Consider the following 12,776-nt stretch of genomic DNA (forward strand, 5'->3'; position numbering starts at 1 on the left):
CGGTTGCTGCCCCTCGGGCACCCTATCGGCCCGCGGGCAGCGGATTGGGTTTCCGGAGCCGGCGATCTAAGGTGTGCCGACGTTTCTTTCGCGCGGTGAGGAGCTTTCCGATGACCGACGAACCCCGTCCGCAGAGCGTGCCGCCGGCCGGACCCGCACCGATGCCGGGCCCCGCGCAGCCACCGGCGCAGTGGGCCGGGCAGCCGCAGCAGTGGGCCGGTCAGCCGAACCTCCAGCAGTACCCGGGGTATCCGGGGTATCCGCCCGCCCTGCCCGCTCCGGCGAACGGCGTCTGGCTGGGGGTGGCGGCGCTGGTGCTCGGGGTGCTCGGCTGCGTGGTCCCGCTGCTGCCGATCGACCTGACCGGCATCCGCGCGTACCTCGCGTTCCCCTTCGGCGTGGCCGGGCTGACCTGCGGACTCGTCGGCGTCGTCGGACGGCGCACCGGCAAGCCGGTGTCGGCGGTCGGCATCGCGATCTCGGCGATCGCGCTGGTGCTCGGAGTGGTCATGCTCGCCAATTACGTCGGGGGGTGACGTTCTGCCCTGAGCGGAACCGCTGTCGCCGCGGGCCCGGCGGATGCCAGGCTGGGCCTATGGCGGACATCCTTCCTTTCCACCAGCGCCGCGCCCCCGCCCGGGACGACGAGGCGGAGCCGCTGTGGCGCGAGGTCCTCGGCCGCAGCCTCCGCGCCGAACGGGAAAACCAGGGCGAGCGGCTCGTCGACGTCGCCGAGCGGGCCGGGATCTCGCCGCAGTACCTGTCGGAGATCGAGCGCGGCCGGAAGGAACCGTCGAGCGAGATGATCGCCGCGGTGACGGGCGCGCTCGGGGTCACTCTGGCCGGACTGCTGAGCGGAATCGCCGGGGACCTGCGACGGATCAGCGTGGTGGGACCGCGCCCGTCGCGCCGTCCGGCCGGACCGGTGCTGATGGCTGCTTGATTCCGCCCGCGGGATCGCCGGGCTTTGACCACGGCCCGCGCACCGTCCGCCGGATGCTTGCCGAAGACAGCCTTGGCCAAGGCGCGAAGCCGCAAGCCGGATTCGCGCCCACGGCAGCCCGGACCAAAGAGGAAGCCGCAGTCCGACCCCCGCGCCCACGGCAACCTCAACCGAGGCACGAAACCGCCCACGGCAGCCCGAACCAAAGCGCGACACCGCAACCCGACCCCGCGCCCACGACAGCCCGAACCGAGGCGCGAAGCCGCAGGCCGGAACCCCAGACCGGCCTGCGCCCCGCTCACGGACGGGCTTCGATCACCTGGTCCGCCAGTCCGTACTCCACCGCCCCGGCCGCGTCGAACACCCGGTCCCGGTCGGTGTCGTGGCGCAGTTCCGCCACGTCGTGGCCGGTGTGCCGGGACGTGATCTCCTCCAGTTGCGTCCGGACCCGGATCACCTCGTCCGCTTGCAGGATCAGGTCCGGGATCGTCCCGCGGCCCTGCGCGGCGGGCTGGTGCAGCACGACCCGCGCGTGCGGCAGCACCGACCGGCGGCCCGCCTCGCCCGCGGCCAGCAGAACCGCGCCGGTGGCCACCGCTTGGCCGACGCAGGTCGTCGCCACCGGGGCCTTGATGAAGCGCATCGTGTCGTACAGCGCCAGCATCGCGGCCGGGTCGCCGCCCTCGGAATTGATGTACAGGTTGATTTCCTGCTCCGGGTTGTCCGACTCCAGGAACAGCAGCTGCGCGATCAACGCGTTCGCGACGCCCGAGTCGATCGCCGTGCCCAGGTACACGATCCGTTCCGACAGCAGGTGCGAGTAGACGTCCATGATCCGCTCGCCGCCGGGACTGCGGGTCACGACGTTCGGGATGGTGTAGGTGCTCATGCGCGTACCCCCAGGCCCATCGCGTGCGTGCGCACCGGCACGACCTGCTCAAGGCGGTCGACGATCTGGTCGATGAAGCCGTAGTCCTTCGCCTCCGCGGCGGTGTACCACCGGTCGTGCAGGGAATCGGCGAAAATGCGGTCGAACGGCTGTCCGGTGTCCTGCGCGATGAGGCCCAGCACGGTGTCCCGCGTGTAGCGCAGGTCGTCGGCCTGCACCTCGACCTCCACGGCCGAGCCGCCGATGCCCGCCGAGCCCTGGTGCATCAGGATTCGGGCGTGCGGCAGGGCGAATCGCTTCCCGGGCGTGCCCGCGGACAGCAGGAACTGCCCGGCGCTGCACGCCAATCCGAGCGCGAGCGTCGACACGTCGCACGGCACCAGCCGCATCACGTCGCGGATCGCGAGCATCGACGGGACCGAACCGCCGGGCGAATGGATCCACAGCGCGATGTCCTTGACCGGGTCTTCGCCGGCCAGGGACAGCATCTGGGTCGCGAGGACCGTCCCGTTGTCGTCGTCGAGCACGCCGTCCAGTACGAGGACCCGCTGGCTCAGGAACCGTTCCCGAAGCCGCTGGTCGAACATCGGCGGAGTCGATTCGTTGGTCATGCCCCGACTGTGCCGCCGCGGGACCCGGCGCCGCCGCTTTCGCTGCCGACGGCAGATCTGCTGTGAGCAGCGCAGAAAGTCAGCCGGTTTTGCGCACCAGGTTCGTGTACCCGGCCAGCGCCAGCGTCGCCAGTCCCCACACCGCGACCTGCACGCTCCAGATCGCCACGGTGAACACCTGGCCGGAAACGCTGGCCGTGTCGAGGTCGCACCGGCTCCGCAGACCGGTCGGCGCGATCGGCAGCCCGCGATCCAGTCCCAGGCCGATCAGCTCGACCGGCGAACACGCGGCACCCGTCGCGACCCGTTCCGCCGCGTGGTGTCCCGGCCGGGTTTCCGTTGCGCCGGCCCACAATCCGAGCGCTCCGGCGGCGACGAGCGCGAGCAGCAACGCCGCCGCCGTACGCCGGGCGCGGTAGCCGTATCCGGCCAGCGTGCCCCAGATCCAGTGGAACCCGCGCGACATCCGCCCGCCGAGGGCTTCCGGCGACCGGCGGCGCAGGTCGTCCTGCTGCGCGATCAGGATCGCACGCGCGTTGCCGTCGTGGCCCGCGGTCCGTTCGACTGCCGCCAGCTTCTGGTACCCGGTGGCGTCGTAGTACTCGGTGTGGCAGCGAAGCAGGTGCAGCCACCTCCGCCAGCCGAACGCGGGATCGATGGCGGCGTAGGTGAATCCGTCCAGCCAGGCCAGTTCGGGATGGTCGCACTCGGCGCTCGTGCTGCCGTCGGGACACACGAGGCCGCCCGGCATGAACACCGTGGTGGCTTTCGCGTCGGAAAGCCCGAGCAGCCGCCCTTCCGGCGACGTGACGCGCGTGGTCGCGGAGAACTCGAGCTGTCCGCCGATTTGTGCGCCCTGCAACCGCACCGCGCCGATCTCGCCGTTGCCGCTCAGTTCCGAGTCCCGGATCAGCATGCTGCGGCCGACCGTCAGGTTGTCCGCCTCGATCGCCGGCCCCCGGTCGTTGGAGACCGTGATGCTCTGACACTCCAGCGGACCGCCGATGCTCGCGCCGTTGAGGTGGAGCGCCCCGTCGGCCGACGAGCCGGTGATCCGGGTGCCCTGATGCAGGTACAGCCCGCTGCCCAGCTCCGCCGAACTCGCCTCCAGCGCGAGCCCGTCCGGATTGGAGATCTCCGCGTCCCGGCACAGCAGGCTCCCGCCGAGGTGCGCGCCGATCAGCCGGATCGCCCCGTCCGAGCTGTTCCCGGTGATCCGCACGCCGTCGGACAGGTGCAGGTCCCCTTCGATCCGCACCCGGGAGGCGTGCAGGCCCGGCATCCGCCCGCCGATCAGGTACAGGTGCGGCAGCCGCGCCTGGCGGGCGAGCACCGGCCCGTCGAAAACGCAGGCGAGCAGCACCATCCCGGCGATCGCGGTGGCGCCGTCGAGGTTCAGCTCGCCGGTGATCCGCGCCCGCGCCAGCATGATCCCGCGCGGGTCGAGGTCGCCGTGCCTGCCGAGCAGCAGGTCGCGGAGGACCTCCGCGCGCACGAGGTGGTCCGGGCTTTCGGTTTCGGCCAGCTCGGCGACGTCGATCGGGGCGGCGCCGAGCAGTTCGCCTTCGCGGGCCGATTCGACCAGACGGCGTTCGAAATCGCTCAGCTCGGACACCCGGGGCGCAGTCACGCCCGAGATCATGCCTGGTCCGGGGCTCAGCCGCGACCGCGCTCGAGCTGGTCGGCGAGGTCCGCGAGCCCGTCCGCCCGCAGGTCGAACCGGTCGGCGGGGCCCGGCGGGTCACCGACCGGACGCCCGACGTACGCGGTCCGGAGTCCGGCTTCCTGCGCCCCGCGCAGGTCCCAGGCGTGCGCGGCGACCATCAGCAGCCGCTCCGGCGCGCGGCCCGCGACGTCGATGGCGAGCCGGTAGACGTCCGGAGCCGGCTTGTAGGTGCGGGCGTCCTCGGCGGACAACACGGTGTGCCAGCGCAGGCCGGCGTTCGCGCACAGGTCGAGCAACCCGGTCCGGCTCGCGTTGGACAGTCCGACCAGCGGGAATCGCTCGGCCAGACGGGAGAGGCCGTCGACAGTGTCCGGCCACGGCGGCAGTTGCCGAGCCGCGAGCGCCAGCTCGGCCGCATCACCAGCACCGACCGCGTCGGCGACGGCTTGCGCGGCTTCGCGATCGAGGACGTCGCTCGCGACGAACGGCCGCTCCCCGGCCACGATGCGAGCCTGCTCTTGCTCGACCTTCTTCTGCCACACCGAAAGCAGCTCTTCGACCTCCGCGGCGGCGAGCGACGGCGCGAATTTCCGGATCCCCGCCCGGATTCCGGCTGGTTCGTCGACGAGCGTGCCGAGCACGTCGAACACGAGCACCTCGATGTCCATGATCGCAACCTATCCGGCCGTCCCGCACCGGGCAACCAGCGCCGTTCGCGGTGCCCGCCAGCTGTTCAATGTCCACAGTGGACTCAAACCGGCGCGATCGCGTCCGCCCGGGCCACCGAACAGGCCTGGCTGAGCCAGCGCTAGTCCGCCGCGGCAGCCTTCCGCAGCGCGAAAAACGCCGCCACCACGACCGCGAGCCCGATGACGTACCCGAGCACCAGCAGCCCGACGCGCCCGCTGAAGTTGCCGCCCACCGGCGGAAGCACCACCGAAAACACCGCCACCAGCGTGATCGCCACGGACCGCACGCGCCCGGCGGGCAGCGACGCGGCCAGCGGAATCACCGCCCACAGCAGGTACCACGGCTGCACGACGGGCCCGAACACCACCACCGCGCTCAGCATCAGCCCGAGGGACCGGACCGCGTCGATCCGGCCGGTCCACTGCTGCCGCAGCACCACGGCGATCCCCGCCGCGGTGAGCACGTACCCGATGATCTTGCCGACGCCGATCATCGTCTGCGTAACGTGCGCGCCGAACAGCGAACCGATGCCGCCGACCAGGAAGCCGAACCAGTTCGTGGGTGCCATCCAGCTGTTGACCTCGCCGGAGGTCGTCAGCGCCGACACCCAGCCGAACCCGATCCCGGACGCCAGCGAAACCGCCGCGGACACCGCCGCGAAAACCACGGCCATCGCCGCGCCGGCGAGCAGGAATTCGCCGATCCGCCCGCGCCGGCGGGCAAGTGCCGTACCGACCGCGGCCAGCGCGACCAGCGCGGGCACCTTCACCTCCGCGCCGAGCGCGATGAGCAGCACCCCTCCCGCGAGGGGCCACCAGCGGATCCGGTCGCCCATCGCGTCCAGCGCGACCGCCACGCCCGCGAGCATCAGGCCGAGCATGAGGGAGTCGTTGTGCATCCCGGCGACCACGTGCCACAGCACCAGCGGGTTCAACACGCCCAGCCACAACGCGACCCGCGGCGACGCTCCCGCCGCGGCCGCCAGCCGCGGCACCGCCCATGCGATCAAGACGAGCCCGGCCACCTCGACCAGCCGGTGCAACGCCACGCCGACGATCGGGTTTCCGCCGGACACCTGCGCGATGACCCGTTCGACCGCACCGAACAACGGCCCGTACGGCGACGGCGTCTCGCGCCAGTAAACGCTGACCCGCCCGACGATGTCCGACGCCGCGCCCAGCGCTTGCCGCGGCCCGACGACGTTGAGGTCGAACCCGTGCGCGGCCACCGCACCCTGTGCGAGGTAGCTGAAGACGTCTCCGCTGAACAACGGCGGCACGACGAGCAACGGCCCGCACCACAACGCGAGCGTCCACTTGAGCCAGCCCGCGCCGGGCACGTCCGCGGCGAGGATACGGCCGCCCAGCAGCGCCCACGCGAGCACCACCAGCCCGACCCCGGCGATTCCGCCCGCGAAGGGCAGCACCCCGGACGTCCCGGCGGCCCCGGCGTACACCGCGACGGCAAGCAGCAGCACGCCGCCGAAGCCGGTCCAGCGCAGGCTCGCCGCGGACGCGAAACCGAAGAACCGCACGGGCCGCGAGAGCGTGACCGGCTGATCAGACATGCGCCGATCGTAGTAGCCGCCCCCGGTTACCGGTCCGGGAAGGGCTGTTTGAGGGGATCTGCTTCCCTCAAACAACCCTTCCCGGATCACGCCGCGGCAAGGTCCACAAAGGACTCCGTCAGTTCTGGTCCCGGGTGATCACGCCGCAGGCGAACCGGGAACCCGCGTCGCCGGTCGCCTTGGTTTTTTCGTCCGGCACCGGAGCGTTGGGGTCGCCCCGGACGCTGTAGCGGTCGGCGGGGATGTTCGCGAAATTGTCGGACTTCGAATGCACGATGATCGCGGTCCCGTCAGGCCCGAACAACTGGTCCAGCGTGAAGGTGTCCAGGAGGAACTTGACGTAACCGCGGCCGTTCGAGCGCACCTGCACCGGAAGCAGCTGGCCGATGGGCAGTCCGGTGTGGTGGTCCATCGGCATCAGGTGCCCGCCCGCCGCGGTGAACGGGTTTTTCGGGTCGCCGACGGTGCAGTTTCCCTTTTCGTGGACGTGCATGCCGTGGAAACCGGGGGTGAAATGCCCGGTGAGGTACACCTCGACCCAGACCGCGTGCGAGCGGCTGTCGGCGGTGAACCACGCGGTCCCGACCTCGTTGCCCTTGGCGTCCTTCAGCGTGGCGGAGGCGGAATCGCCGTCGCGGTAAGCCGCCCCGGCCGGCTGCCGGGCCGATTCCGGCGCCTGCTGGCCGCTGTGGCTGCTGGCCGCCGGCGCGACGCCCATGACCAGTGCGCAGGCACCCAACGCGCCTGCCACCCACTTCTTTCTGCGCACGGTATCTCCCTGAGGGCACTGGTGATCTCTGACCGCTCCAGAATCGGGCCTCGGCTTCCCGGTGACCAGGGGCCAGATGGAACTAACCGGGTCCTGCGCGCGGCGGAATATCCACCTTGCGCGAATCCCCGGTCAGGAAGAATGCTGCGCGATCAGCCGTTTCACCATCTCGTACGCCGGTTTCGCGGAATAGTCGTCCCGCAGCAGCCCGAACCGATTTTCGCGCGGGCCGCTCGACAGCCCGTCCCGCAGCCCGAAAATCTCGTAGGTGTCCACGCCTGCCTCGGCCGCCAGCCCGAACACCGTGCGCGCCACGGATTCCATCACCCGCACCTGTTGTTCCTCCGAATTCTCCGGTCCGGTCGGCCAGCCGGTTTCGGTGATGTGCAGCGGCACGCTCGCCGGAATCCCGATCGCCGACGCGGATTCGCGAAAGGACCGCACGACGTGGGTCACCGCACCGGCCAGCGCGCCGGCGGGCACCGGGCGGAAGACGTCCGGGAAGAAGTCCAGGCCGAGGTAGTCCACCCGGGCCAGCACCTCCGGGTCCACCGCCGAGCGCACCGCCGCCCAGAACGGATCGCCGGGCAACGCGACCGCGGCGTTGAACCCGATCGCCACGTCGACCCCCAGCCGCGCCCGTTCGTCCAGCGCCGCCGCGAGCCCGGCGCCGAGCGCTTCGTAACAACCCGGACTGCCGCCGTCCAGCGGCGCGGCCACGTTCACCTCCTCGCAGACCTGCAGTTTTCCGCCGCCCAACTCGGCGACCTCGCGCACCGCGGCGCGCACCGCGCCGGCGAACCCGTCCGGATCGGCCTCCGGACTGCCGTAGCCGAGGACGTAGTCGACCACCCGCCCGTCGCCGAGGTACGGCACCGGATCGGGCGGCGTCGGCTCGTGCGGACCCCGGTAGTTGCGGTAACAGCGCACGTAAAACCGTTCCGTGCCCTTCGCCAGGTCCCGCAACGCTTCCGCGGTCCGTTCGACGTCCTCCGGCGGCGCGTCGATGAACGTGTCCAGCCGCACCAGGTCCGCGCTGACCACGCCGGGCCACACGCCAAAGGCGATCATGAGCATCTCCTCCATTAGTCGTATACGAGCAATATACTCGTATACGACTATCGTGCGCTACCCTGGTCCGGTGCCGACGAACGCTCTCGACAACCCGCTCGTGCTGCCGATGCTGGGCCTGCTCGTGGAAAGCCCGCGCCACCAGTACGCGCTCCTGCGCGAACTCCGCACGCGCTATCCGTTCCTGAACCCGAAGACGTCGACGGTGTACACGCTGGTCAGCACGCTGACCCGGAACGGTCTCGTGGAACCGGACGGCGACGGCGACCCGCAGCCGGTGCGGCTGACCGAGGCGGGTCTCGCCGATTTCCGCGAACGGATCGAGCGGCAGCTGCGCGACGCCGACCCGAACCTCGACTCCCGGTTCCTGATCGCGCTGGCCTACCTCGGCGCGCTGCCGCCGGCGCGCGCGGTGACTCTGCTGCGCGACCGGGCGGCCCGGGTCAGCGACCAGCACCGCGAGCTGGCCAAGAGGCTCGACGACGCCGCCTTGCCGGAGATGCAGATGATCGAAGCGCATTTCCTGGTTTCCCGGCTCCGGCACGACGCCGACTGGCTCGCCCGCACCGCGGCCCGGATCGAGAGCGGAGACCTCGTCCCGCCCCGGTAAGCACAGCTTTCATCGCGATTTCATCGCCGTCTCTTACTGTGCGCGAGTGCCCGGCCGCAGCTGGCCGGGCAGAGGCGAAGGCGGGGGATGACCGGAGAATCCGGATCAGTGGGTCGACGCCGCGTCGGCCGGGGTGGAGAACCTGGCCGACTCGGCGCGCGACCCACGGGCGATTCGCATGCTGTCGAGCAACCCCATGCCGAAGCCGCCGGGCGACCCGACTGGGGGCGCAGTCGTCGCCGCGGCAGGAGCGAGTGCGGGCGGCGGGGCCAGCCTGTTCGCCGCGAATGTCCAGGCGGCCGAACAGAAAGCCGAAGCGGTGCAGCGCTACGAAGCCAGCACTGAGGACGGAGTTGGCTCGGCTTCTTCTGCGGAGTCGCCGCATTCGCAGTACCCGGGTCAGGATCTCCCGCGCACTACTGCGCAGCAGAGCTGACGAGTTCGACCTCGAAACCGTCGTCGTTCTGCAAGTACGCGGCATAGTGCTCCGCGCCGCCCGCATAGGGATGTTTCTCCGGGAACATCAGCTGCCACCCGTGCCGGGCGGCGTCGGCGGCCATCTGCTCGACCGTCGCGGCGTCCCAGTCCTGGAACCGCTGATATCCCAGTTCTTCCAGCAGCCATCCGAGCGACGCGACCGCGCGGCCGAGGTCCGGCACCCACAACTCGACATGGTGCAGGGTCCCGTGTGCACTCACGAGCCAAGCACCACCCGAAGTTCCCGATCCAGCTCCGCCCCCGGTTCGACGTCCAGGTCCGCGCGCAATCGTTCCCGCGTCCGGCGATGGACCGCCAGTGCGTCTGCCCGGCGGCCGCCCCGATGGAGTGCCCGCATCAGCAACACCGCCAACGGTTCCCGATGCGGGTGCACTGCCAGCAATGCCGACAGCTCGTGCACCACGTCGTCCGTGCGGCCCAGTTTCAGCTGCAGCACAGCCTTTTCCTGCACCAACGTCAGCCGCCGCTCGGTCAGGCGCAGGCGTTCCCCTTCTACGAACGGACCGGGCAGCCCGGCCAGCGGTTCGCCGTGGAAGAGGGCCAGCGCGCCGTCGTACGCGGCGACCGCGGCCGCTGGGTCGCCGCCTCGGGTGGCGGTCGTGGCTTCCGAGATCCGGTCGGTCAGCTCGCTGACATCCAGTCGCACCCGTTCCCCGGCGAAGCGGTATCCGCCGCGGTCGCTCCCGATGACTGAGTCTTCCGTTCGTTCACCAGCTCCGCGCAGGCATTTCCGCAACCGATGCACGTAGACCGGCACCACTCGGCCACCGGTTCCGGGCGGTTCCAGCCCCCACACGCCGTCGAGCAGCTCCCCGGGGCTCACCGTCTCGCCCGGACGCAGGACCAGCGCCGCCAGCAGTGCCTGTTGCCGCACCGGGCCGAGGTCCAGCAGGTTCGGGCCTCGCCAGGCCTGCAGCGGGCCGAGCACGCTGAACCGCAGCGAGTCCGGGCCGACCGGGGCGGGCGCCGCGCCGGGGGTGACCAGGCCGTGGTCGAAGGCGTACACGATGGCCGCCGCCCGGTCGCGGAGGCGGAGTTTCGCGCGCACCCGCTCGTAGTGCGCCTCGACCGTGGTCGCGGAAATCCCCAGCGTTCCGGCGATTTCCGCGTCCGTCAGCCCCCGGGCCACCGCGGTGAGCACGTCCAGTTCGCGCGGGGTCAACAACCCGGACGGCATCGTCGGACGGTCCGTCGTCGCCTCGCGGTAGGTCGTGAGCACGCGTCCGGTGACCGCCGGATCGAGCCACGCCTCGCCCATCGCGACGGCTCGCACCGCGCGGATCAGGTCCTCCGCGGGCGAATCCTTCAGCACATACCCGACCGCGCCCGCGCGCAGCACTCCGGCGAGCAGCTCGTCGTCGTCGAACGTGGTCAGCGCGAGCACCGGCGGGCGCGGGCCGGCCGCGCGCAGCCGGCGCGTCGCCTCGATGCCGTCGACCCGCTTCATCCGCAGGTCCATCACCACGACATCGACCCCGCCCGCCGCTTCGAGCGCGGCCGGGACCTCGTCGCCGTCGGCGCACTCCCCCGCCACCACGAACCCGTCGCGGCGCCGCAGGATCAACCGCAACCCGGACCGCACCAGCTCCTGATCGTCGACGAGCAACACCCGCGTTTCCCCGGCGGCAGCGGTCACGACCCCGCCTCGCGCGCCAGCGGAACCGTCACGTCGACCACCCACTCGCCCCCCTCGGGTCCGGCAGTCAGCCGCGCGCCCAGCTGATCCGCGCGCGCCGCCATGCCCGCCAACCCCGAACCGCCCGAGCCGCGCGCCGCGCCGTGGTGTCCATTGCGGACGGTCAACCGCGCGTCCGCGCCGCCGATCTCCAGCCGTACCAACGCCTTCTCCCCCGGGGCATGTTTGACCACGTTCGCCAGCGACTCCTGGGCGATCCGGTAGAGCCCCAGCCCCACCGTGGCATCGACCGCGGACACGTCCCCCTCCAGTTCGTAGTCCGCGGCCAGCCCGGCCGCGCACGTTTCCGCCACCAGGTCCGCGAGGTCGCCCGCACCGGGCAACGCCCGCGTCCCCGCCGACTCCTGCGCGAGCAATCCAACCGTGCGCCGGATATCGGCCATCGCCGCCCGTCCGATCCGCTCCGCTTCGGTGAGCGCCGCGACGGCTTCGTCGATGTCGCGATCCGTGCGCAATCCGTGCCGCGCGCCCGTGACGTGCAGCAACGTGATGCTCAGCGAATGCGCGACGACGTCGTGCACCTCGCGCGCGATCCGCTGCCGCTCGCCGAGCATCGCCTGTTCGCGCACCGCCTCCTGCTTGCCGCGTTCGGCGTCCAGCGCGCGCACGTACCAGCGCAGCATGAACCCGGCGGCCATCCCGACCACCACCGCCAGCTGGTACACCGGAGCCCCGACCAGCCCGACGGTCAGCGCGGCCGCCCCGAGCACCGCGATCGCCCCGCCGGTCGAGGCGAACGCGACCCGCGGCGGTGCGATCGACCCCAGTTCGCCGGCGAGCACGATCATCGGCATCGGCGCGAAGTCCGGCACCACCGGGTGCGTCAGCAGCAGCCCGGTCCCGGCGAGCACCCCGAGCGCCTTCAGCCACGACGGAGCGAGCCGCCCGGTGCAGATCCACAGCAGCGTCGACGACGTGGCCAGCAGAAACCCGGCGATCGCCACCGGCAGCGCGGGCCCCACCCGCTGGCCGACCGCGACCACCAGCCCGATCACCGTGAAGGCGGTCGTCCCCAGCGGAACCCACCAGGGCAGCGTGAGCCCGGACTGGGCCAAGCCGTCCGCCAGCCGGCCCCGCAACCGGTCCTTCGCTGTCTCCCACACGGGGTCCAGCCTAGAAAACCGCGTCGGAAGCCGCCCGGGGCCGCACCGATACCATGCCGCGTGCGCTTCGCTCGGCTCGTTCTCCTGCTGACTCTGCTTCCCCTCGCCGCGTGCGCGACCGGCAAGGACGCGGTCAGCCAGTCGGACACCTTCGAATTCGTCTCGCCGGGCGGGCGGACGACCATCCACTATCCGGCGCCGGAGCGCAAAAAGGCCGCGAACGTCAAGGGCCAGAGCCTGCGCGAGCCCGGCAGGGACCTCTCGCTGGCCGACTACTCCGGGAAAGTCGTCCTGCTCAACCTCTGGGGCGCCTGGTGCGGGCCGTGCCGGGCCGAAGCGCGCACGCTGCAGGCCATCGCCGACTCCGGCCGCGACCGCGGCATCCGGGTGCTCGGCATCAACGTCCGCGACAACCCGAAGTACGCCGCCGACTTCGTCAAGGACCTCGGGCTCGGCTACGAGTCGATCTTCGACCCGTCCGGCCGGGTCGCCCTGCAGTTGCGCGGCCTCCCGCTGAGCGCGGTGCCGATCTCGCTGATCGTGGACAAACAGCAGCGGGTCGCCGCGGTCTACCTCGGCGCGGTCCGGCGGACCGACGTCCAGCCCGCCCTGGACCGCGTGCTCGCCGAGTAGCCCGGCCAAGGTCCAGACCGTTCGGGCCGC

Annotated in this window: 14 protein-coding genes; 4 read left to right on the forward strand and 10 right to left on the reverse strand. The window is 71.5% G+C overall.

Going from position 1 to position 12,776, the window contains the following annotated elements; all coding sequences use genetic code 11:
• Window positions 1-110 precede the first annotated feature (110 nt).
• Window positions 111-536 carry a hypothetical protein gene (locus tag F9C12_RS16565; protein ID WP_409466481.1) on the forward strand — a complete coding sequence of 142 codons (426 nt, stop codon included), beginning with the start codon at window positions 111-113 and terminating at the stop codon, window positions 534-536.
• Between the two features lie 59 nt (window positions 537-595).
• Window positions 596-943, forward strand: a complete 348-nt coding sequence (locus F9C12_RS16570) for a helix-turn-helix domain-containing protein (protein ID WP_409182864.1) — start codon at window positions 596-598, stop codon at window positions 941-943.
• Window positions 944-1,241: 298 nt separating this feature from the next.
• Here F9C12_RS16570 and F9C12_RS16575 read toward each other — a convergent pair whose 3' ends face one another.
• The 7 genes from F9C12_RS16575 to F9C12_RS16605 form a co-directional block, all read right to left on the reverse strand.
• Window positions 1,242-1,832 (reverse strand): ClpP family protease, encoded by a 591-nt coding sequence (locus F9C12_RS16575; RefSeq protein ID WP_409182865.1) that lies wholly within the window; start codon window positions 1,830-1,832, stop codon window positions 1,242-1,244.
• On the reverse strand, window positions 1,829-2,443 hold the full coding sequence (locus F9C12_RS16580) for a ClpP family protease (protein ID WP_409182866.1): 615 nt from the start codon (window positions 2,441-2,443) through the stop codon (window positions 1,829-1,831). The genes F9C12_RS16575 and F9C12_RS16580 overlap by 4 nt, the downstream gene beginning before the upstream one ends.
• A gap of 79 nt (window positions 2,444-2,522) precedes the next feature.
• Window positions 2,523-4,073, reverse strand: coding sequence for a hypothetical protein (locus F9C12_RS16585; RefSeq protein ID WP_409466482.1), 1,551 nt, complete (start codon window positions 4,071-4,073; stop codon window positions 2,523-2,525).
• Between the two features lie 26 nt (window positions 4,074-4,099).
• Complete coding sequence (locus F9C12_RS16590) at window positions 4,100-4,777, reverse strand: haloacid dehalogenase type II (RefSeq protein ID WP_409466483.1); 678 nt, start codon at window positions 4,775-4,777, stop codon at window positions 4,100-4,102.
• Between the two features lie 140 nt (window positions 4,778-4,917).
• Entirely contained in the window at window positions 4,918-6,366 is a 1,449-nt protein-coding gene (mptB, locus tag F9C12_RS16595) for a polyprenol phosphomannose-dependent alpha 1,6 mannosyltransferase MptB (RefSeq protein ID WP_409466484.1), read from the reverse strand.
• Between the two features lie 118 nt (window positions 6,367-6,484).
• Entirely contained in the window at window positions 6,485-7,135 is a 651-nt protein-coding gene (locus tag F9C12_RS16600; protein WP_409466485.1) for a superoxide dismutase family protein, read from the reverse strand.
• 132 nt (window positions 7,136-7,267) lie between these two features.
• Window positions 7,268-8,206 carry a hypothetical protein gene (locus tag F9C12_RS16605; RefSeq protein ID WP_409466486.1) on the reverse strand — a complete coding sequence of 313 codons (939 nt, stop codon included), beginning with the start codon at window positions 8,204-8,206 and terminating at the stop codon, window positions 7,268-7,270.
• A gap of 70 nt (window positions 8,207-8,276) precedes the next feature.
• Between F9C12_RS16605 and F9C12_RS16610 the strand changes: the two genes are divergently transcribed.
• Window positions 8,277-8,816 (forward strand): helix-turn-helix transcriptional regulator, encoded by a 540-nt coding sequence (locus F9C12_RS16610; protein WP_409466487.1) that lies wholly within the window; start codon window positions 8,277-8,279, stop codon window positions 8,814-8,816.
• Between the two features lie 416 nt (window positions 8,817-9,232).
• On the opposite strand, the gene F9C12_RS16615 is transcribed toward F9C12_RS16610, so the two are convergent.
• The 3 genes from F9C12_RS16615 to F9C12_RS16625 are packed head-to-tail and all read right to left on the reverse strand — an operon-like array spanning window position 9,233 to window position 12,113.
• The gene (locus F9C12_RS16615; protein WP_409466488.1) at window positions 9,233-9,514 is read right to left on the reverse strand and encodes a hypothetical protein; all 282 of its coding nucleotides are present in this window, start codon (window positions 9,512-9,514) and stop codon (window positions 9,233-9,235) included.
• The gene (locus F9C12_RS16620; RefSeq protein WP_409466489.1) at window positions 9,511-10,950 is read right to left on the reverse strand and encodes a BTAD domain-containing putative transcriptional regulator; all 1,440 of its coding nucleotides are present in this window, start codon (window positions 10,948-10,950) and stop codon (window positions 9,511-9,513) included. Before F9C12_RS16620 ends, F9C12_RS16615 begins: the two co-directional genes overlap by 4 nt.
• Entirely contained in the window at window positions 10,947-12,113 is a 1,167-nt protein-coding gene (locus F9C12_RS16625) for a sensor histidine kinase (protein WP_409466490.1), read from the reverse strand. Before F9C12_RS16625 ends, F9C12_RS16620 begins: the two co-directional genes overlap by 4 nt.
• Before the next feature lie 60 nt (window positions 12,114-12,173).
• On the opposite strand from F9C12_RS16625, the gene F9C12_RS16630 reads away from it, so the two are divergent.
• Window positions 12,174-12,746, forward strand: coding sequence for a TlpA family protein disulfide reductase (locus F9C12_RS16630; protein ID WP_409466491.1), 573 nt, complete (start codon window positions 12,174-12,176; stop codon window positions 12,744-12,746).
• The last annotated feature ends 30 nt before the right edge of the window (window positions 12,747-12,776 follow it).

Origin of the sequence: Amycolatopsis sp. GA6-003, from assembly GCF_046267895.1 — a bacterium.
In the GTDB taxonomy this organism is placed as follows: Bacteria; Actinomycetota; Actinomycetes; order Mycobacteriales; family Pseudonocardiaceae; genus Amycolatopsis.

What these genes read in the sequence shown, in the direction of transcription:
- F9C12_RS16565 (WP_409466481.1), top strand. Translation starts at nt 111, where the DNA reads ATGACCGACGAACCCCGTCCGCAGAGCGTGCCGCCGGCCGGACCCGCA.
- F9C12_RS16570 (WP_409182864.1), top strand. Translation starts at nt 596, where the DNA reads ATGGCGGACATCCTTCCTTTCCACCAGCGCCGCGCCCCCGCCCGGGAC.
- F9C12_RS16575 (WP_409182865.1), bottom strand. Translation starts at nt 1,832, where the DNA reads ATGAGCACCTACACCATCCCGAACGTCGTGACCCGCAGTCCCGGCGGC.
- F9C12_RS16580 (WP_409182866.1), bottom strand. Translation starts at nt 2,443, where the DNA reads ATGACCAACGAATCGACTCCGCCGATGTTCGACCAGCGGCTTCGGGAA.
- F9C12_RS16590 (WP_409466483.1), bottom strand. Translation starts at nt 4,777, where the DNA reads ATGGACATCGAGGTGCTCGTGTTCGACGTGCTCGGCACGCTCGTCGAC.
- mptB (WP_409466484.1), bottom strand. Translation starts at nt 6,366, where the DNA reads ATGTCTGATCAGCCGGTCACGCTCTCGCGGCCCGTGCGGTTCTTCGGT.
- F9C12_RS16605 (WP_409466486.1), bottom strand. Translation starts at nt 8,206, where the DNA reads ATGATCGCCTTTGGCGTGTGGCCCGGCGTGGTCAGCGCGGACCTGGTG.